The 20,764-nt window shown below is 31.7% G+C and carries 26 protein-coding genes; all 26 read left to right on the forward strand.

The genetic code is table 11. The features are described 5' to 3' along the window. Nucleotides 1–2: 2 nt before the first annotated feature. Nucleotides 3–1,043, forward strand: coding sequence for a UDP-2,4-diacetamido-2,4,6-trideoxy-beta-L-altropyranose hydrolase (gene pseG / locus SUCMO_RS0101955; RefSeq protein ID WP_028953832.1), 1,041 nt, complete (start codon nt 3–5; stop codon nt 1,041–1,043). A gap of 16 nt (nt 1,044–1,059) precedes the next feature. Continuing rightward, nucleotides 1,060–1,539, forward strand: coding sequence for a UDP-4-amino-4,6-dideoxy-N-acetyl-beta-L-altrosamine N-acetyltransferase (pseH, locus tag SUCMO_RS0101960; RefSeq protein ID WP_019878744.1), 480 nt, complete (start codon nt 1,060–1,062; stop codon nt 1,537–1,539). Next, the gene (locus SUCMO_RS0101965) at nt 1,536–2,231 is read left to right on the forward strand and encodes a formyl transferase (protein WP_019878745.1); all 696 of its coding nucleotides are present in this window, start codon (nt 1,536–1,538) and stop codon (nt 2,229–2,231) included. The genes pseH and SUCMO_RS0101965 overlap by 4 nt, the downstream gene beginning before the upstream one ends. Further along, nucleotides 2,224–2,916, forward strand: coding sequence for a PIG-L deacetylase family protein (locus tag SUCMO_RS0101970; protein WP_019878746.1), 693 nt, complete (start codon nt 2,224–2,226; stop codon nt 2,914–2,916). The genes SUCMO_RS0101965 and SUCMO_RS0101970 overlap by 8 nt, the downstream gene beginning before the upstream one ends. A gap of 11 nt (nt 2,917–2,927) precedes the next feature. Next, the gene (pseI, locus tag SUCMO_RS0101975) at nt 2,928–3,953 is read left to right on the forward strand and encodes a pseudaminic acid synthase (protein ID WP_019878748.1); all 1,026 of its coding nucleotides are present in this window, start codon (nt 2,928–2,930) and stop codon (nt 3,951–3,953) included. Between the two features lie 14 nt (nt 3,954–3,967). Next, nucleotides 3,968–4,804 (forward strand): hypothetical protein, encoded by an 837-nt coding sequence (locus SUCMO_RS0101980; RefSeq protein WP_019878749.1) that lies wholly within the window; start codon nt 3,968–3,970, stop codon nt 4,802–4,804. 124 nt (nt 4,805–4,928) lie between these two features. Then, entirely contained in the window at nt 4,929–5,333 is a 405-nt protein-coding gene (locus SUCMO_RS0101985; protein WP_019878750.1) for an RNA polymerase sigma factor, read from the forward strand. 458 nt (nt 5,334–5,791) lie between these two features. Then, complete coding sequence (locus SUCMO_RS0101995; protein WP_019878752.1) at nt 5,792–6,316, forward strand: N-acetylmuramoyl-L-alanine amidase family protein; 525 nt, start codon at nt 5,792–5,794, stop codon at nt 6,314–6,316. Between the two features lie 8 nt (nt 6,317–6,324). Beyond that, nucleotides 6,325–6,642, forward strand: coding sequence for a hypothetical protein (locus SUCMO_RS0102000; RefSeq protein WP_019878753.1), 318 nt, complete (start codon nt 6,325–6,327; stop codon nt 6,640–6,642). A 68-nt stretch (nt 6,643–6,710) separates the two neighbouring features. After that, entirely contained in the window at nt 6,711–6,929 is a 219-nt protein-coding gene (locus SUCMO_RS0102005; RefSeq protein ID WP_019878754.1) for a DUF1659 domain-containing protein, read from the forward strand. Nucleotides 6,930–6,965: 36 nt separating this feature from the next. Continuing rightward, nucleotides 6,966–7,184 (forward strand): DUF2922 domain-containing protein, encoded by a 219-nt coding sequence (locus SUCMO_RS0102010; RefSeq protein ID WP_019878755.1) that lies wholly within the window; start codon nt 6,966–6,968, stop codon nt 7,182–7,184. Nucleotides 7,185–7,201: 17 nt separating this feature from the next. Continuing rightward, nucleotides 7,202–7,354: a YvrJ family protein gene (locus SUCMO_RS11130; protein ID WP_071592799.1), complete on the forward strand. Its 153-nt coding sequence runs from the start codon at nt 7,202–7,204 to the stop codon at nt 7,352–7,354. A gap of 191 nt (nt 7,355–7,545) precedes the next feature. Further along, nucleotides 7,546–7,821, forward strand: coding sequence for a hypothetical protein (locus SUCMO_RS11460; protein WP_019878757.1), 276 nt, complete (start codon nt 7,546–7,548; stop codon nt 7,819–7,821). Nucleotides 7,822–7,824: 3 nt separating this feature from the next. Beyond that, nucleotides 7,825–8,496 carry a hypothetical protein gene (locus tag SUCMO_RS10790; protein ID WP_211209218.1) on the forward strand — a complete coding sequence of 224 codons (672 nt, stop codon included), beginning with the start codon at nt 7,825–7,827 and terminating at the stop codon, nt 8,494–8,496. 246 nt (nt 8,497–8,742) lie between these two features. Continuing rightward, nucleotides 8,743–9,687: a hypothetical protein gene (locus SUCMO_RS0102025; RefSeq protein WP_156819225.1), complete on the forward strand. Its 945-nt coding sequence runs from the start codon at nt 8,743–8,745 to the stop codon at nt 9,685–9,687. Continuing rightward, on the forward strand, nt 9,671–10,591 hold the full coding sequence (locus SUCMO_RS0102030) for a hypothetical protein (RefSeq protein ID WP_019878761.1): 921 nt from the start codon (nt 9,671–9,673) through the stop codon (nt 10,589–10,591). Before SUCMO_RS0102025 ends, SUCMO_RS0102030 begins: the two co-directional genes overlap by 17 nt. A gap of 18 nt (nt 10,592–10,609) precedes the next feature. Further along, nucleotides 10,610–11,464 (forward strand): FkbM family methyltransferase, encoded by an 855-nt coding sequence (locus SUCMO_RS10890; RefSeq protein WP_019878762.1) that lies wholly within the window; start codon nt 10,610–10,612, stop codon nt 11,462–11,464. Nucleotides 11,465–11,522: 58 nt separating this feature from the next. Further along, a complete protein-coding gene (locus SUCMO_RS10180) occupies nt 11,523–12,113 on the forward strand; it encodes a methyltransferase domain-containing protein (protein WP_211209219.1) in 591 nt (196 codons plus the stop codon). Nucleotides 12,114–12,117: 4 nt separating this feature from the next. Next, nucleotides 12,118–13,080: a polysaccharide deacetylase family protein gene (locus SUCMO_RS0102045; RefSeq protein ID WP_019878764.1), complete on the forward strand. Its 963-nt coding sequence runs from the start codon at nt 12,118–12,120 to the stop codon at nt 13,078–13,080. Then, complete coding sequence (locus SUCMO_RS0102050) at nt 13,077–14,318, forward strand: glycosyltransferase (protein WP_019878765.1); 1,242 nt, start codon at nt 13,077–13,079, stop codon at nt 14,316–14,318. Before SUCMO_RS0102045 ends, SUCMO_RS0102050 begins: the two co-directional genes overlap by 4 nt. Before the next feature lie 11 nt (nt 14,319–14,329). Then, nucleotides 14,330–15,415, forward strand: coding sequence for a GDP-mannose 4,6-dehydratase (gene gmd / locus SUCMO_RS0102055; RefSeq protein ID WP_019878766.1), 1,086 nt, complete (start codon nt 14,330–14,332; stop codon nt 15,413–15,415). A 61-nt stretch (nt 15,416–15,476) separates the two neighbouring features. Continuing rightward, on the forward strand, nt 15,477–16,415 hold the full coding sequence (gene fcl, locus SUCMO_RS0102060; RefSeq protein WP_019878767.1) for a GDP-L-fucose synthase: 939 nt from the start codon (nt 15,477–15,479) through the stop codon (nt 16,413–16,415). Next, nucleotides 16,416–17,534, forward strand: a complete 1,119-nt coding sequence (locus SUCMO_RS0102065; protein WP_019878769.1) for a glycosyltransferase — start codon at nt 16,416–16,418, stop codon at nt 17,532–17,534. 42 nt (nt 17,535–17,576) lie between these two features. Beyond that, nucleotides 17,577–18,722: a glycosyltransferase family 4 protein gene (locus SUCMO_RS0102070; protein ID WP_019878770.1), complete on the forward strand. Its 1,146-nt coding sequence runs from the start codon at nt 17,577–17,579 to the stop codon at nt 18,720–18,722. After that, nucleotides 18,722–19,675, forward strand: coding sequence for an acyltransferase family protein (locus SUCMO_RS0102075; protein WP_019878772.1), 954 nt, complete (start codon nt 18,722–18,724; stop codon nt 19,673–19,675). Before SUCMO_RS0102070 ends, SUCMO_RS0102075 begins: the two co-directional genes overlap by 1 nt. Then, nucleotides 19,672–20,757, forward strand: a complete 1,086-nt coding sequence (locus tag SUCMO_RS0102080) for a glycosyltransferase (RefSeq protein WP_019878773.1) — start codon at nt 19,672–19,674, stop codon at nt 20,755–20,757. The genes SUCMO_RS0102075 and SUCMO_RS0102080 overlap by 4 nt, the downstream gene beginning before the upstream one ends. The last annotated feature ends 7 nt before the right edge of the window (nt 20,758–20,764 follow it).

Below are 20,764 nucleotides of genomic sequence, written 5' to 3' on the forward strand. Positions count from 1 at the left end.
TTATGAAAGTTGCGATTCGGGTAGATTCATCATTGCTAATGGGAACAGGCCATTTAATGCGCTGTTTGACTTTAGCAAAACAAATAAAATCTCAAATACAGGCGCATATAGTATTCATTTCACGTGATTTAGAAAAAAATCTTAATTATCTGGTAGAAAAGCAAGGTTTTACGCTATATGTTTTACCAAAAAAAACAAGTCATAAACAATTAACTGGTTATGAACAATGGCTTACGGTAAAGCAACAAGAGGATGCGAAAGAGGTAAAAGATTTTTTGCAAAAGCAACAAGTAGATCTACTTATAATCGATAGTTATGCTATCGATTATAAGTGGGAAAATATAGTTAGACCACTTGTGAAAAAAATTATGGTAATTGATGATTTGGCAAATCGCAAACATGATTGTGATGTTTTATTGGATCAAAACTACTATGCTGATATGAAGTTAAGATATCAAAGTTTAGTGCCTAAATATTGTAACCAATTACTAGGTCCAGAGTATGCACTCTTGCGAGAAGAATTTTATATTGCCAAAAAAACGTTAAGGAAAAGAAGTGGAATAATTAAAAATATTTTAGTTTTTTTTGGCGGCAGTGATCCGAGTAATGAAACTGGTAAAACATTGGAAGCTTTGATTCAGCTAAAAACAACTGACATTGCTATAAATGTAGTAGTTGGTGCGAGTAACCCTCATAAAGATAGTTTAAAGTTAATTTGCGACATAAATAATTTCAATTATCTATGTCAAGTAAGTAATATGGCGCAACTGATGGCGGAAGCGGATTTAGCAATAGGTGCTGGCGGCACGACTACGTGGGAAAGATGTTTTTTAGAATTACCAAGTATTGTTGTAGCCATAGCTAAAAACCAAGTTAGATTATGCGAAGAAGCCGCAAAAGCAGGAGTAATAACATTTTTAGGGGTTAAGGAATGTGTTACAGCTAAAATAATAGCAAATGAGTTGGCCAAATTACAAAACAAGCTTCTTGAGAAACCTAAGACATTAAATAACAAGAAGATTCCCATAAAAAATTTTTTATAAGCATGGAGATTGTTATATGATTGAGATAAGAAAGATGCATAAAGATGACTTGAAAAATGTTTTGAAGTGGAGAAACTCAAATATAGTAAGACAATCAATGCTTAACAAGGAAATAATAAAATGGGAGGAGCATTTAAAGTGGTTTGAAAAGTGTCAAAATGATGATAGAATCACAAATCTTATTGTAGATAAAGATAAAAAGACAATAGGTGTTGTAAATATAATGGCAAATGATATTGAGTCGAAAAGTTGTTCATGGAGTATTTACTTAGCTGAAGAACAAGGTAAAGGCTTAGGTACAGCTATGGGATTTGCTGTTATTGATTATATAAAGAATATACTAAAATTAAAAAAAATATATGTTCAGGTATTAAAAGAAAATCTTATCAGTGTAGCTTTTCATAGAAAAATAGGATTTAGTTTAATTAATGAAACCAGTATAAATGTAAAAGAGCGAAGTGTAGATATTTTCAATATGGAGATGAATATTGATTGAATAAAAATATAGTAATTGCAGGCAATAAGTCTTGGAATAAAAGTTTTTTAGAAGAATTGTTAAGCGCAACAGGGCAAAATATAATAATGATTACTAAAGCTGAAGAACTTAACTATGAAAACTTAGTTAAGTTAGACTTGCGATACATATTTTTTTTCCACTGGTCAAATTTAATTCCAGCAGAAATATATGAAAACTTTGAGTGTGTTATTTTTCATATGACAGATGTGCCCTTTGGTAGAGGTGGTAGTCCATTACAAAACCTAATTGCAAGAGGTATATATGAAACAAAACTAACTGCACTAAAGTGCGTTAAAGATCTAGATGCAGGCCCAGTATATTTAAAAAAATCCTTGTCTTTGCACGGTAATGCGGAAGAGATATACTTAAGAGCAACTAGGTTAAGTGCTGAGATGATGCTTGAGATTTTAAGTAAAGAAATTATACCTGAAGAACAAAAGGGTGAACCTACTATCTTCAAGAGAAGGAAACCAGAAGAAGGAAATATAGTAGGTAAGGATAATTTGCAAGAAATTTATGACTTTATTAGAATGCTAGATGCCGAAGGGTATCCGAGAGCTTTTTTAAATATAGGCAAAATAAACTTGGAATTTGAACGTGCTGCACTTAAAGATGGGTACATAAAAGCAGATGTAACAATACGCCTTAGAGGAGCTGAAGAGCATGAATAAAGTTTTAGTTGTAGCAGCACATCCAGATGATGAGCTACTAGGTTGTGGGGGAACAATAATTAAGCATATCATAGCTGGAGATGAAGTTCATATTTTAATTATGGCAGAGGGGATTACTAGTAGAGATGAATCTCGAAATGAAGGGCTAAGAAAACTTGAACTAGAAGAATTGCATAATGTGTCTGAGAAAGTTTGTAAATTTTTAGGTGCGAAAAGTTTAAAAATGCTGAACTTTCCAGACAATAGAATGGATAGTGTAGCTTTGTTAGATATTATAAAACCAATTGAAGAAATTGTAGAAGCCGTTAAACCTAGCATTGTATATACGCATCACGCAGGCGATGTAAATATTGATCATGTAATAACTAATAGAGCAGTTATTACAGCTTGTAGGCCATTACCTGATACTAGTGTTAAAGAAATATTATTTTTTGAAACTTTATCTAGTACAGATTATCAGATAGCCAATCACAATAATTATTTTATGCCTAATTGGTATGTTGAGTTTGAAGAAATTATCTTAAATAAAAAGCTGAAAGCTCTAGAATTTTATTCTGCAGAAATGCGACTTTGGCCACACACAAGATCATATGAAGCAGTAGAATATTTGGCTAAATATCGAGGCAGCTCCGTGGGGAAAAAATATGCAGAAGCTTATGTTTTAGGCAGAAAAATTATTGACTAGGAAGTGAGTTAATGTTTTCAAAATTAAAAGACAAACCTTTTATAATAGCAGAAATGTCGGGAAATCATAATCAGTCTTTAGAACGAGCATTGGAAATTGTGGAAGCTGCCGCAAAAGCAGGTGCAGATGCAATTAAGTTGCAAACCTATACAGCTGATACCATGACTCTAGATATTTCTGAAGGCGAATTTTTTATCGAGGATAAAAATAGCCTGTGGGCAGGACGGTCTTTATATGATTTATATCAAGAAGCGCATACTCCTTGGCAGTGGCACAAACCGATTTTTGATAAATGCAAAGAATTGGGTATTATTGGCTTTAGTACACCTTTTGATGCTACAGCAGTTGATTTTCTAGAAGAATTAGAGGTTCCTTGCTATAAAATAGCATCTTTTGAGAACACCGATTTAGAATTGATAAAAAAAGTAGCTAAAACAGGTAAGCCGCTTATTATCTCGACAGGGATGACTACCGTAGCTGAATTAGCTGACTTAGTTCAGACGGCAAAAGAAAATGGTTGTAAAGAGCTTATTTTATTAAAATGCACCAGTAGCTATCCAGCAACTCCTGAGGGGACAAATTTACTAACCATTCCGCATATGAAGCAATTATTTGATTGTGAGGTTGGATTGTCAGATCATACAATGGGTATTGGGGTAAGTCTAGCAAGCGTAGCTTTAGGGGCAGCTGTTATTGAAAGACATTTTACTTTAGCTAGAGCTGATGGTGGAGTTGATTCGGCATTTTCTTTAGAACCAGCAGAACTAAAGCAGTTAGTAGAAGAAGCATTGAAAGTTAAGCAAGCCTTAGGTCAGGTGAGTTACCAAGTTGCTGAGCAAGAGAAGAAAAGTTTGCAGTTTAGAAGGAGTTTATATTTTATCGAAGATATTAAAGCTGGAGAAGTAATTACAGAAAAAAATATGCGGGCTATTAGGCCAGGACTAGGATTAAGTCCTAAATATTATAGATTTTTTATTGGGAAAACAGTTGTAAGTGATGTAGCTCGCGGAACGGCAGTTAAATTTGACAAAGTATAAATAAGGAGCATGTTGTGATAAATAAATTTGTGAAAAGAAATATTTTGAATATAAAAAAGAGCAAAATATATGACAAACTAAAAACACTGTATTTCGAATATAAATATAAGGATATTCTAGTTGAAAATAAAAAAATTGAAAATAAATATTTAGGAGAAAGGTGCTTTATTATAGGTAATGGCTCATCAATAAAATATATGGATTTGAAAAAGTTAAAAAACGAATTCACATATGCGGTTAATAGTTTACACAAGCATGAAGAAATAAAAGAAATAAATATTAAATTTTATGGGTTTATAGAACCGTTAAAAGCATTAGAGAGTTATGGTGAAAAATCCGAATTTTATCCAGACAATTATTTTACGGAAGTTAGCAAAACTTTTAATGATAGTAAAACAATCATTTTTCTTAATGCCGATGCTTCTGCCTATATTGAAAAATCAAGATTTTTATCTGATAATGAAATATACTATATATTGGGGAAGAAAAGCATAGGGTTGTCAAATAAAAGTGAGATTAATGAAGATATCAGTAAGGCTAATTCATTTATGGATGGGGTAATATATTCGGCTATTTGCAACTGTGTATATATGGGATTTAAGGAAATTTATTTTTTAGGTTGTGACTGTGATTGGTATTTAAAAAAACGTGAAGCTCATTTTTACGAAGAAATTTGCATAGACAGTAGAAGTAATGAGGAGCTAATGTATGCTAATTATCAGACTTTACGGAAGTGGAGATTAGTTACAAGTTATTTTAAGGATAAGGGCATTAAGATATATAATATAGGCATAGGTGGAGAAAACGATACATGCGAAAGAGTAGATTACAATAAATTTAATTTTAAATAATTTTTTAAATTAGGACTTTACTTTTTCTCGATTTGCAATATAATACAGTTAAAAGTTGTCTTGCTAAGGACATTAACCTTAGGCGAGGCAGCTTTTTTTTATTTTTATATTGGGAGGGACAATCATGAAAACAGTTAAGTACAATTTTTGTGTAGGCAAAATGCAAGAATTTAGGGTGGAAGACTATTGGGCAGAATATATCCAAGAATTAAATCGACAAGAGTACAATAATGATCATGCTGAGACTCGAAGACATACTAGTTATTGTGAGAACCAACATAACATAGCAACTGAATATCAATTGGTTGAAAATCTTGTAATAAATAGAGAAGTTAAGCAATTAATAGAAAATATTTTAGAAAAACTTGAACCAACACAAAGAAAATTAATCGAAAAAATTTATTTGGAAAATATTTCTTTGCGTGAAATTGCCCATGTTTTGGGCGTTAGTGAAGCCGCGATATCTCATCGGCGTGACCGCGCTTTGGCTAAATTAAGAAAATATTTTGATAAGGGGGTTAATTTTTAGCTTGGAGAAGGCTTATAGGTAGAGAGACTTTTTTAAAACAAATTGCAAAGGAGGGAGAGAAGATGATACAGGAGCTAATAATGCAGTTTCGAACTAATACTAAGGCAGATATTCGAATATCAGGAATTGATTTTAACAGTTACCCAAGCTTTGCCAACTAAGATGTAATGTACTTGGGTAAGCACAATTATTAACTTGAATCCCTAGCAAAAATCTAATTGGTGAAATTACTGTTGTAAGTAATAAGCCCAAGGTAGGTTATCTTAATCTTTGCCAGAGTGAAATATAGGAATTCAAGCGGCACAGTTTAAAAAAGTCTATCAACAATTAAGGAGTTTAGTAAGGGTGGAAACTGCGTTAGGGCAATAATTTTAAACACAAATTGAATAAGTTTAACTTAGCAAAATGACTAATTAAAATCAAGAAAACAGGGAATATTGGAGGTTTTAAATTAAAAAATGAAAATAACAATTAATGCAGGGCATAGTGAAGTTGATCCAGGGGCAATTGGCAGCCGCGGTACGTTTGAGGCTACTGTTTGTCGGCAAATATCACAATTGTTTGAACAGGAACTATTAAAGCGCGGACACCAAGTACAATTCTTACAATTAGATGACTTAGAGGTAGTATGTCAACAGGCCAATGCCTATGAACCAGAACTATTTATTAGTTTACACGCTAATGCGCATGGCAATAGGCAGGCTCAAGGAACTGAGTGCTATTATTATGAAGAAAGTAATGATGGCGAGTTACTGGCAGTATGTTTGCAACAGGCGTTAGTTGCAACTTTGCAATTGCGAAATCGTGGGGTTAAGACAGCTAATTTTTATGTGCTAACTTTTACACAGGCACCTGCGGTTTTAGTGGAATTGGCATTTATCAGTAATCCTTATGAAGAAAATTTATTATGTACTAAACAACAAAGTTTTGTGCAAGCCTTACTGACTGGGCTAGAAGATTATCTAAAAATTAAGCAGTTATAGGTGAGTAGATGAATAGTGTACAAAAAAATTATATAGAATTTGAGTTAGCTAATTATCAAAGAAATTTACAAACTTTGCAAGATTTAGATAAGCATACGGACTTAAATAGTATTGTTTGGCAAAGACTAAGACTAGTTACGGAAGGGATTACTTTGGCTTTGGCGGATTTAACGCCAGAATTACAAAGGTTTATGCAATTAAAATATGGACAAAACAAGCACTATACCACAGCTGGTTTGGCATACCAACTCCATGTATCCGAGCGGACAATTCAGCGCTGGCACAATGAAGTGTGTTATCAAGTAGCTAAATATATTGGCTTTTAGCTTGTCGGAAACTTGGCGTTTGCAAACTTACTTTAGGTGTATTCTAAACACAGAAAGGAGGTGAGCAGATGGCAGTTGAAAAAGTTTGTGAAAAATCCAGCTTAAGCTTGCTCGTGCAAGTTGGAACCTTAGCTAATGGACTACCTAAGTATAAGGCTTATGGCTACAATAATATTGCGGAATCAGTTTCTGATGAAGCAGTACATACTGTAGCTTTAGAGTTAGCTAAACTCTTTAAGCCAGATATTGCTAAAGTAGTTCGGCATGATGCGGGCACTTTAGCCTAAGCTTAGGGGTAAAAATTAAGAAAGGAGGGTAAGCAGATGGCGCAAAGTTTGCAAATGGTGTTTAAAACTGTAGCTGGCAAAAGTTTATCGTTAATGGTCAATGATCCGAAAGAAAACTTGACTAAAGCTGAAGTAGAAGCGGTGATGCAGGCTGTAATTGCTAGTGGGGCAATTGAAACAGCTAAAGGCGATAAACCAGCAGCAATCAAAGAAATATTCGTAATTAGCAAAGATAAGCAGTTGTTATCAGCCTAGTCTGCTGAAAGATGCCTATGCAAGAGACGGATTTGCTGAGTATTATCGCAAACTTCGGCTTTCCTATGGCACTGAGTTGGTATCTATTATTGCGCATGGAGCGTAAACTAGATATGCTAACTGAAGTAATCAATAGACTAAGCAATTTGCTAAATGAAAAAATTAAATAAGAAAAAGATAGTTAATAGCGTAAGCAAGACACTTCTAAGGTTAGATTGCAAGATCTAATAAATAGCTATTAACTATCTTTTTTCTTGTTAATTGAAGGTTATATATAGGAAAAAAAGCGATAAAATGATATAATTAAATGTAAATTTTGAAAAACGGAAAATAAAATATAGAGGGTAGGAAATAATTAAATATGGGTACAATTAATGAAGAATATATCTCAGTGGAAAATCTTAAACATGAAAGATTTGCGCCAATTGTGCTATTTGTTTACAATCGGCCTTGGCATACGCAGCAAACAGTAGAAGCCTTGCAAAAGAATGTATATGCAGCTGAAAGCGAACTTATTATTTATGCGGATGCGGCGAAAAATGCTCAAGCTGAAGAAAAAGTGCAAGAAGTAAGAAAATATATAAAGAGCATTACTGGATTTAAAAGTGTAAAAATAATAGAGCAAAAAACTAACTAAGGATTGGCTAATAGTATAATTAACGGTGTCACAGAGGTTGTGAACAAGTATGGGCGAATTATTGTCTTAGAAGATGATATAGTGACTTCAAAATGGTTTTTAAAGTATATGAATGATGCCTTAGAAGTTTACAAAGATGAAGAAAAAGTTATGACTATTGGAGGGTATTTGTATCCTATTGATAATAAAAGTCTCTCAACTCCATTTTTTCTTAAAAAAGGGAATTGTTGGGGCTGGGCTACTTGGTCAAGGGCATGGGCTTACTTTGAACGTAATCCAGATAAATTGGTAAAAAATTTTGATAGTGTCAAAATTAAAAAATTTAATTTTGACAATGAAGAGAATATATGGGGGCAGGTTTTAGATAATATTGACGGGAAAATATATACATGGGCTGTGTTTTGGAGTGCTATAATGTTTTTAAAAGATGGGCTAATACTTCATCCAAATGAATCGATGACAAAAAACATTGGCTTGGATGGTTCAGGAGTTCACTGTCAAGCAGATAACAAATATTTAACTACTAAGTTGTCTGATGAGCTTAAATATCTACCATTAGTTATTGCAGAGAGTTATGAAGGATATATTATTTTTAAAAAGTTTTTTCATGATAATAGATTAACATTATGGAAAAGAATAAAAAATAAATTGAAAAAAATTTTAGTTAGTCTGTAATTTTTATTGTGTAAAAAACTAACCATCCAAGAAATATTATTAATTAGCAAATTAATAAACTGCAATGATGAAATATGTAGATTATAATAACTTCAACTGAATGGAGAAAAAATGTGTAAAAATAATGAGATAGAATTAATAAATGAAATAAATAGGTTATGCAATATTTATTTTAATGATTGTATAACTAAAAAATCATATTTTTTGCCAAGGACATTAAAAAAAATTAGGTATAAGCAGAGAGAGATGTCTGAAAAAGAAATATATTTAGAAATTAATAACTTGATTAAAACTATCGATGAATTTAAAAATAAGAGAGAGTTTAAAAAAGAATTATGTTTAGAGATAGAAAAAAGTGGGAAAACGTTTTTCCCATTTGATATTTTCGAAAAAAAATATAATAATAATAAATATTTTTATTATTTTATACACGGAAGCTATGCGGATGAAACGCAAACAGCGTTTTCGGATATTGATGATATTATTATATTAAAAAAAGAAGTTTTTTCTAGTTTTGAGAATTTTAAAAATGTAAAGAAGATTTTAAGTGGATTAAACAAGACATATCAGCTCATAGATTCGCTACAACATCATGGACACTGGATTTTTACAGAGTATGATTTGTCTAATTATAATCAAAGCATAATGCCTATAGCAGTTTTTAGAGAATGTATAGCTATTGGAAAAGATAACGTTAGTTTAAAATTATCGGTAGAAGAAAAAGTCTCTATGGAAGGATTTTTAAATATTTTTGATTGTATAATAAATGAAGGAAAAAGTGAAACTGAAAAATTATTTGCAAATAAATGCAATTTATATAGCTTGAAAAACCTAATATCTGCTATATCATTATTAATTCCATTGACTTTTCAAGTAAGGGGAGAGATTATTTCAAAATCTGAGGCTATACGGCGTTCGAATGAAATCTTAGATGAAAAGGCGCAGATAGTATTAGATTGGGCTAGCTACATTAGAATTAAGTGGGATAAAACACCTACTTATAAAAGTTGCTGTTTTTTTAATGAAATATTTAAATTTTTGGACAACAGAAATATGATGGAATTTATTTCTAGAAAATTTATGCCTACGATTAAGGTATATAATTTAGAAGGTATCGATAAAGTAAGAAAAGAGGATTTTCTTTATTTCTTTGATTATATAGAAAGGATAAAAAATGAATATTATTTATGATTTAAAAAAGTTGGATGATGCTGATTATGATATCTGTATAGAATATATTGTTGAAAATTTGAAAAAAAAATCATTTATTTTTGGGGTTTATCAGTTCGGTTCAATAAAATTTCCAGGTATTTCAGATATAGATATTATGATTGTGCTAGATGATTTAAATGAATATAGTTTAAAAAAAAACTGCATAGAGGAAATAATAAGAAATGCTCCAAACTCTGAATATTGTTTTTGGCATGAAAGTATAATTATTTCAAAAAAAGATTTAGCGTATATAAAGTATTTTCATACTGTTGATAATATTAAAAAGCTTTTTGCTATAAGTGAAGACATAATAGAAGAACAATTAGATAGTAAAACTTATTATAATCTAATTCTAATGTGGAATGCATATTTTTATCAAATGTTTTTGCAAATTCAAAACAACGCGAATGTTTCATTGCGACAAATTCTTTTGATTCTAAATAACATGAAAATATCTATAAATAACAACAATATCATATATAGACTTAAACATGAATATGATTTTGAAAGTAGAGTAGCAGCGATAAGAAAAGAAAGTATTAGCAATTTCAGCTTGAGTACTTCTGATAAAATAAATAAAATATTTAATGATGGTCTAGATATTATTAGTAAACAAGAAAAATTATCTAATTCTGATTTCGGAAATTTTGATAAAGGTATTTTGTTTGACTTTAAAGAACGAAAATTATTTATTAGTGGGGATTGTCTAAGTTTTTATAATTTCAGGTTATTTCAATTATTTATATTGCCTAAAAAATATTTTATTGCTAGGGATATTATTAAAAATAATTTTAAAACAGTTATTAAAGAAAACAGTATGAGCGTTGAAGGTTTTTATAAAATGAGAGAGCGATTTGCGTCTGTGAAAATTTTAGATATTTAGTAAAAAGGAAGAAAAACAATGAATGGATTAATAAAGCCGGTTTGGTACTATCCAGCAAAGCATATCTATAAGTTTTTAACTTGCAAAAGTTACCGAAGCTTATCGATATTATTTTCTGAAAACTCGGGTTATCCTCGTTATAAAGACAAACTTATAAAGTTTGATAAAAATCAGCCAACATTTTTAGTCCCTGATGTTGCTAGCTTTTTATCTACATATGAAGAACTTTTTGTAAAGCAAATATATAAATTTAAGTCAGTGTCTGAAAAACCAGTAATAATAGATATGGGAGCAAATATAGGTTTGAGTATTTTATATTTTAAAACGCTATATCCAGAAGCCATTGTAGAAGCTTATGAGGCAGATGCGAAAATCTTTAAATATTTAGAACAAAATGTTAGAGGATTTAGTAATGTATTTTTGTTAAATAATGCAGTATGGGATAAGAATACGAAGTTGTATTTTGATTCAGAAGGGGCAGATGGAGGCAGAATAACAGATGAAGGTACTCATAAAAAAATTGAAGTAGTAGCAGTTGATGCGAAAAAAATATTAGATAAATATGATAGAATTGATTTTTTGAAAATTGATATTGAAGGAGCAGAACGAATTGTTTTACCACGAATAAATGATTTGCTTTATAAGGTGAACACATTATTTATTGAATATCATTCGGAAATGGATAAAGAACAATGTTTGCCAGAAATATTAAGAATAATTAAGCAATCAGGGTTTAGAATTAAAATACAAGATATAGCTACAGTAGATTCACCATTTGTGGAAAAAAATCAAGGTGTTTTTGATTGCCAATTAAATATTTTTGCTATAAGGGGTGAAGTAAATTGTGATCAATTTTCTGAAAAAAATATTTAGAAATCAAGTTGTTTTTAATAGTTTACAAATAAATACTCCTATTAGTTCTGTTTTTGGTATGGATAGAGGGACCCCTATAGATCGATATTATATAGAAAAATTTTTAAATAGCCAAAAGCATTTTGTTAAAGGAACGGTTTTAGAAGTTGCAGAACCGTATTATACTAAAAAATATGGCGAAAAAGTTAGTAGAATTGAAATATTAAATGCGGTTCCTAGTGATTTGGCAACAATTGTAGCTGATTTATCTAAGCCAGATAGCCTTCCAACTGAAAAAGTTGATTGTTTCATTTGTACACAAACATATAATTTTATTTATGATGTAAAGAAAGCTATCGAAGGAAGTCATAGAATTTTGAAAAAAGATGGTGTTTTGCTTGTTACTGTGGCAGGTTTGACACAAATAAGTCGATATGATATGGATAGATGGGGTGACTATTGGCGTTTTACTGATAAAAGTATCGGCAGAATGATTAGTGAAGTTTTTGGTGTAGAAAATGTTCAAGTGTTCATTTATGGCAATGTATTAGCAGGGATTGCTTTTTTGCAGGGAATTGCGGTAGAAGATTTGCCGGAACCTCAATTATTAGATAAAGAAGATAACAATTATCAAATTACAATAGGTATTGTTGCTAAGAAGAGTGGTTAATATTATGTTAAGAGCAATTTATAAAAAGATTAAAAAAACAAGAAATATAATTTTCAACATTATAGACACACCTGATATAGTATTGCTTTATCATCGTGTGAATAATCTAAACAGTGATATTCATCAATTGGCAGTTACACCAGAAAAATTTTATTTACAAATGAAGTTTTTAAAGGATAACTATACAATAGTAAACTTTGAAGATGTTGGTAAAATAAGAAACAAAAGATGCGTAGCTATAACTTTTGATGATGGTTATATGGATAATTATTTAAATGCTTTGCCGATTTTAGAAGAATTAAAGATTCCGGCTACTATATTTATAAGCACAGATATGATTGCTAATAGGCAAATTTTTTGGTGGGATAAATTGGAAAGTATCATAATGGGTTCGGAAATATATGGCGAATGCATTGAAATAGAAGTAGAAGATTTAGTTTTTAGAAAAAAAATTTGTGACAGAAACGATTTAATTGTTATACACAATAAGATACATCCAGTCCTGAAAAAATTAGAAAAGAATAGGCGAGAAGTATATTTAAGTAATCTTCAAAAACTATTTAAAACAAGTGAAATTGAAGTAGATGCACTAGGCATGACTAAGGAGCAATTGATTTCTTTATCAAAAAGTAAATACATTACGATAGGGGCACACACTATTACTCATACAGCACTATCTTCTCAGAATTATAAAACTCAGATGCAAGAAATATCTGGTAGTAAAAGTTATTTGGAAGAAGTTTTGAGCAAGGAAATTAAAGTTTTTTCGTATCCTTTTGGTGGAAATAATGATTATAATAAAGATACAATTCGCATATTAACAGATTTGGGTTTTACAAATGTGGCGTCTAATTTTAGGGGACAAGTTCACAGATGGACAGACTGCAAGCAGATTCCTAGATATGTTGTGAGAGATTGGGATTTGCAAAAATTTCGCGAAGCGATGAATGGATTTTGGGTAAGATGAAGATATTACAACTAAGCACATTTGACTCTGGTGGTGGAGCTGCTAGATCAGCGTGTAGATTGCAAAAAGAATTTGTGAAAAATAATATAGATAGCCGATTATATGTGCAAAAGAAAACTTTAGGTGACTATTGGGTTCAAGATGATGATAGATATATCGGTAAGATTAGATCTCTTTTTGCACCACACTTAGAAAACGGATTCAAAAAAATATTTCAAACGAAACTATCAAAGCCATTTAGTCTAAATATTATCCCTAACCCAACTTTAAGGAAATACATTAAATCTAATAATTTTGATATTGTAAATTTACACTGGATTAATGGAGGATTTTTCAGGTTAGAAGAATTGGATTTTAAGAAAAAATACATTTGGACTCTACATGATTCGTGGGCTTTTACGGGTGGATGTCATATACCATATTATTGTTTAGAGTATGAACATAATTGTGAAAAGTGTGCTATGTTAAAAAATAAAAAGTTATTTAATTTAGCGAAAACATTTTGGAAAAAGAAAAAAGCAATATATGAAATACTTGATATGACAGTAGTTGCTCCTAGTAATTGGTTGGCTAAATGTGCCCAAAATAGTTCGCTGATGAATAATAAAAGAATCGTTGTTATTCCTAATGGTATTGATACAAGTATATATAAACCGATAGAAAAAAAAATTGCGCGAGAAATATTGAATTTGCCTGAAAACAAAAAAATAATTTGTTTTGGGGCTATTAGTAGTACTGCAGATGAAAACAAAGGTTATAATTATTTAAAGGATGCCCTAAAATATTTAAAAACTAATTGCGGAAATTTAGATTTTGAAATTTTGATTTTTGGTTCTGACAAACCTTTGACTCCAGAAAATTTTGGAGTTCCAATAAACTATTTGGGGAAAGTTAATGATGATTATACATTGGCACTTGTTTATTCTAGTGCAGATGTTTTTGTTGCACCTTCTAAATCCGAGAATTTACCGAATACTGTAATGGAATCTCTGGCTTGTGGTAGACCAGTAGTTGCATTTGATATAGGTGGAATGAGTGACTTAATTGTAAATGGTAGCAATGGCTATTTGGCGAAACCTTATGACGCTATAGAATTAGGTAAATGTCTATTAAGAATACTTTTAGCAGATAATTTGGCACAATATGAAGTTAATGCTAGACGAAAAGTTGTAGAAAATTTTACTATAGAACATGTTGCTAGAAAATATATAGATCTTTATGAGGAAATTAACATTTAAGGAGTACTATTATGCAAAAAACAGCACTAATAACAGGAATAACAGGACAAGATGGGGCGTACTTAGCAGAACTTTTATTAGCTAAAGGCTATATTGTTCATGGAATTAAACGTCGCTCATCACAATTTAATACAGATAGAATTGATCATTTGTACAAAGATTTACATGAAAAAGATGTTAAATTTTTCTTGCATTATGGCGACTTAACAGATGCCACTAATTTAATTAGAATAATTCAACAAGTACAACCAGACGAAATATACAACTTGGCAGCACAAAGTCATGTGCAAGTATCTTTTGATACGCCAGAGTATACGGCGAATTCTGATGCTTTGGGTACTTTGAGAATTTTAGAGGCAATTCGAATTTTAGGTTTGCAAGAAAAAACTAGATTTTACCAAGCCTCTACCAGTGAGTTATATGGTCTAGTACAAGAAACTCCTCAAAAAGAAACCACGCCTTTTTATCCGCGCAGTCCTTATGCTGTGGCTAAGTTATATGCATACTGGATTACCGTAAATTATCGTGAAGCCTATAATATGTATGCTTGTAACGGTATTTTGTTCAATCATGAGTCACCTTTGCGTGGAGAAACCTTTGTTACACGGAAAATAACTCGAGCTGTAGCTAGAATAAAACTAGGATTGCAAGATAAATTATACTTAGGTAACTTGAGTGCAAAACGGGACTGGGGTTTTGCTAAAGATTATGTACAAGCAATGTGGTTGATGCTTCAACAAGAAAAGCCTGAAGACTTTGTAATTGCAACAGGCGAAACGCATGAAGTAAGAGAATTTGTAAGCCTAGCATTTGCTGAAGCTGGAATTCAAATTACTTGGCAAGGTGAAGGGGTAAATGAAAAAGGCTTAGATCAAGATGGACGGGTATTGGTAGAAGTTGATCCGCGCTATTTCCGCCCTACAGAAGTAGAGTTGTTGTTAGGGGATGCTACTAAAGCGCAACAAAAATTAGGCTGGAAACCAGAGACACCCTTGCAGGAGTTGGTAACGATGATGGTGCGGGAAGATATCAATAGCGCTAAACGTGACGTGCTTTGTGAGCAACATGGCTTTGATGTTAAACAATATAACGAATAAAATTAATAATACCCCAGCGGTTTTTAGCTGGGGTATTAAATAATAGTAATAAGGTGAAAACATGCAAAAAGATAGTAAAATATATATCGCGGGACATCGGGGCTTAGTAGGTTCTGCATTAGTAAGAGAGCTACTAGCACAAGGTTATACTAATTTAGTTTATCGGACTCATGCACAAATGGATTTGCAAAATCAAGCTGCGGTAGAAGAGTTTTTTGCTTGCGAAAGGCCAGAATATGTTTTTTTAGCGGCGGCCAAGGTAGGTGGTATTTTAGCTAATTCTACTTATCCAGCTGATTTTATTTATAGCAATTTGAGTATCCAAAATAATATCATTTCTTTAGCACATAAATACCAGGTAAAAAAATTATTGTTTTTGGGTAGTTCTTGTATTTATCCTAAAAATTGTCCGCAACCTATTAAAGAAGAATATTTGCTAACCGGGGAGCTTGAGCCTACTAATGATGCCTATGCGATTGCTAAAATTGCCGGGATAAAAATGTGCCAAGCGTATAACAAGCAGTATGGGACTGACTTTATATCGGTTATGCCGACTAATTTGTATGGGCCTAATGATAATTTTGACTTAAATAGCTCGCATGTTTTGCCAGCATTGATGCGGAAATTTCATGAGGCTAAAGTAAATAAGCAAGATAAGGTCGTAGTCTGGGGTACAGGCAAGCCGATACGTGAGTTTTTGTATGCGGATGATTTAGCGGCAGCTTGTGTGTATTTAATGAATAGCTACAGCGATGATAAAATTGTTAATATTGGAACCGGGATAGGCATTACTATTAAAGAATTAGCTGAAGCTATGGCTAAGGTTGTTGGTTTTGAAGGTCAACTAGAGTTTGATACGACTAAACCAGATGGGACAATGGTAAAAATAAATGATGTCAGCTATTTAAAAACTTTAGGTTGGCAGGCTAAAATTGAGCTAATAACTGGTTTGCAGATGGCTTATAAATGGTATTTAGAAAATGTTGATGAGGCTAATTAAGTGAGAAGAATATTGTTTTTAGGAACCTATTTACCGGAGATAGCAATTGCCAAAATCGAAAGTAGCTCACAAGCGGCAAATATTTTTCAAGGAAATTTACTTAATAATCTAAGTAAGAATAATCAAACAACAATTTTATCATATATTGGGATGCCAATCCCGAGCGATTATCTCGATACTTTAAAATCGGAACTGCATAAACAAAAAATTGAAGCTGTTATTGCTAACACTAAGATTGCTAAAATACAAGCGGTTTTTTCTTATTATCTTAAATTATGGCGTATGGGGAAAAATTGTGATGCAATCTTATTGTATAATCACTTACATATTAGCTTTTTGGTAAATATATGGGGAAAATTATTAGGGGTTAAAACATATTTAATTGTTGCAGATTTTGATGATTACCAAAAAGAAGAGAATCTTTTACGCAAGTTTATATTATGGTTATACACTAAACAATTATGTGCTTATTCTGGGTTAATATTTTTGTCTAAAACTTTGCAAAATAAATATTCAGCGCAGAAAACTTTTTTGTTGGAAGGCGGAATATCTTGGAATGAATTTGCTAAAATTACTTTAAATCGCAATAACAATGTAAAAAAAGTAGTGTACGCTGGCCTAATAAATCAGGTAACGGGCATAGATATTTTCTTAGATATGATTAAACAATGTCAAAGGCAAGATGTTCGCTTTATTTTCAGTGGGCGCGGGGAGTTAGTATCAGCTATACAGGCTTTGTCTAAACTTGATGAACGCATAGAATATCGTGGCTTTTTGAGTCGACAAGAGTACCAACAATTACTTAGTGAAGCACATGTTTTTATAAACCCTAGAAATATGCATTTACCAGAAAATGCGAATAACTTTCCCTCGAAAATTCTAGAGTATTTGGCTACGGGGAAAATTATTATTTCGACTAAGTTTCCTAACTATGAAAAATTTCAAAACCATATAAAATTTTGCGAGTCTGATGCGCGAAGTATGAATAAAACCTTAGAGCTAGTCTTAAATAAATATCAAGAAGAAGCCGAAATAATTTTCGATAAAAATCGTCTTAAGGCTAAGGAATTTACATGGGATATCCAAGCAATTAAAATTGAAGAGTTTATGTTTGAATAAAATCTTCAATTTAGCTATGTTGCTTAATGATGGAGAAAATAAATGAAAAAAATACATTTGTTTCATAATATTATTTCCCCGTATAAAACATTGCTATTTAATGAACTTAATAGCTTGTTGGAGGGAGATTTAAAAGTTATATATTGTACTAATACAGCAGGTGAGCGTGAGTGGTTAGTTGATAGAGATAAGATTCAGTATGAATATGCAGTGTTAAATGAAGTAAAGTTAGAAAAGTTATCGCAAGTAAAACTTAGTATACAAGTTTTTAAATATCTGTGCCAACATAGACCAAAGACAATAGTTGTCGGCGGTTACGATCTCTTGGCATTTTGGTTAATTTGGTTGTGGAGACTAGTCCACAATGTGAAATTTGTGGTTATCATGGAGTCGCAAGAACAGGATCATCAGCGTAATGCCGTTAAAGAGGTTGTTAAAAAAATATTTTTTTCAGTTTGTGATTTAGCTATTGCCGCAGGAGAAAAACATCGACAATATCTTTGTAAATTAGGGCTAGCAGACACTAAAATAGTGGTTATGAAAGGTGTTGGCGGTGTTGAAAAAACGTTGTATGATAAATATTTACAAAAATATCATAACGAGGCAAGCAAAGAAGAATTGTATAGTAAATTAAACATTCCCAAGCGGAAATATTTTATTTATGTGGGGAGATTTTCGCCTGAAAAAAATATTAGAATGTTTTTGCAAGCATATGCAGAGACAGTGAAAGAATTAGGAATTGAAGAACAATGGGGTATAATTTTAGTTGGTAGTGGTAAACAAGAAACAGAACTGCGAAGTTTGATAAATGCTTTTAGGCTAAAAAATATTATTATGCCAGGATTTGTGCAACAGGAATTTTTGCCACAATACTATTTGGTTAGTAAAGTTTTTGTGTTGCCGAGTTTATCGGAAACGTGGGGACTAGTAGTAGACGAAGCTATTTCTTTAGGTTTACCGGTGTTGATATCAGAGAGATGTGGTAGTGTGCCTGACATTGTGCAACCAGGATTCAATGGGCTTACTTTTAACCCGGATAATTTATCTGAATTAAAACACCGAATAAGTTTAATTGTTAGAGATAAAATAGACTTAGAGTTATTCGCGCAAAGGTCTTTGGCGATATCACGAGCTAATAGCCCTTTGAAATCGGCGGAAATAATTGCAAGAGGGCTAGGTAAGTTATAGTGAATATTAGAATTGATAAAATTGATCTAGTAAAAACGATTGGGATTCTGGCTGTTGTTTTAGGGCATATTGGTAATCCTTATTCAAAATATATATATTCTTGGCATATGCCGTTATTTTTCTTTATAGCAGGCTATTTATTGAAAAATAATTATCAAAACTGTTTTTCAGTTATAGCAAATTATGCTAAAAAATATTTTAGGATATTTGTGCTAGCCAATATCGCAGGGATTCTTTTGGCGAGTTTACGTAATTATTTTTTAGCAAGAGAAATGCTAACTTGGCAAGAAATGCTAGTTGATACATTTTTATATGCCAATAGCGCTCCGATTGCTCACTATGGCTTTGTACTCTGGTTTTTACCAGCATTATTTTGGGCAAAAAGTTTTTTTGTTTGGGGATCTAACTCTAGGAATAGCTGGGTAGCTTACATTTTATTGTTGGTTATAGCGAGCTTATATAAATTCGAGTTTCATAATTACTTAGGGATACGTGCTGGTTTAGATGCAAGTTTGTATGTTTTTCTAGGATATTTGTATAAGCAAGTTGAAAATAATATCGTTCTGGTTCGCGGATTAAGTATCGTTGCCTTATTAGCGATTTTAAACTTGCCTATTCCGGATACCAATATTCAAATGGGTTTATATGACAATAAAATAATTAGTATAGTTTATGCTTTATTAAATATAGTAATTATTTTTAATTTAGTGGAAATTATTGATAGATTGCTACGAGGACGTTTTCCGATTTTGAGTTATTTAGGTAAGCATTCCTTGCAAATTATGATTTTACATGTTTATACAAATAATATTGCTCATATTATTGTAGAGAAGGTCTTAAAACAAAATTATTGGCAAGTAAAATTGTTAATATCAGTTTTACTGAGTGGATTGTTGCTTGAAGGCTATTATTTTATAAAAGGTAGAATTAGATATAAGGCTGGGATTATATGAAGAACATTGTTATTTCCGGAGTGAATATAGTAGCGGGAGGAATGCTGTCTGTTTTCAAGGATTGTTTGCTAGAAGCCACTAAATATTTAGATCTTTATAAAATCACGGTATTTGTACATCGCAAAGAATTATTTGCAGAATTTGACCAGCGCTTTGAATTTATAGAATGTCCTAAGGCTAAAACTTCTTGGTTTTGGCGTTGTTATTATGAATATCGCTGGTTTAAAAAATACTCTCAAGACAAAGATATTTATTTCTGGTTATCCTTACATGATATGTCCCCTTTAGTTAAAACGGATTTTCAAGCAGTATATTGTCATAATTCTGCGCCTTTCTATAAAATGCCTTATAAAGACTATTTTATTGATTTTAAGGTAACATTATTTACCTTGTTTTATAAGTTTTTATATAGAATTAATATATATAGCAATCGCTATATAATTGTGCAACAAGAGTGGATGCGGCATAAATTTCAAGAGCTTTTTAAATTAAACAATATTATAGTTGCGCATCCTTGTCGAGAGCTGATTTTAGTTGAGCAAGTTGATTCAGAGTTAGCTAATAATACCTTTATTTATCCGACATTACCTAGTGTATACAAGAATATTGAAGTTATTTGCGAGGCAATACAGTGTTTAAAAGATATAGATATAAAGGTATTAATAACAATTGATGGTACGGAAAATGCTTATGCCAAGAAAATAGTTACTAAATATGGACACAATCCTAAACTAAGATTTATTGGTTTGCAACCACGGAGTAAAATTTTTGAATATTATAGCCAGGTTACAGGGATGATTTTTCCGTCTAAATTAGAAACATGGGGTATGCCGTTATCAGAGTTTGCCAGTACGGAAAAACCAATAATTGCAGTTGACAAAGAATATGCACGCGAGACTTTATCAGGGTATGAGCGAGTACAATTTTTCCCGGAAAATGACTATATAAAGTTGGCGTCAATATTAAAAGAATTGGTAATTGACAAAACCTTTGCAACAGAAATAGCGATGGTAAAAAACGAAGAACCTTTTGCTAAAAACTGGCGTGAGTTATTTGAAATATTATTGCGAGATGTTAGGTAGGAGAGTT

The organism is Succinispira mobilis DSM 6222 (genome assembly GCF_000384135.1).
Classification (GTDB): domain Bacteria; phylum Bacillota; class Negativicutes; order Acidaminococcales; family Succinispiraceae; genus Succinispira; species Succinispira mobilis.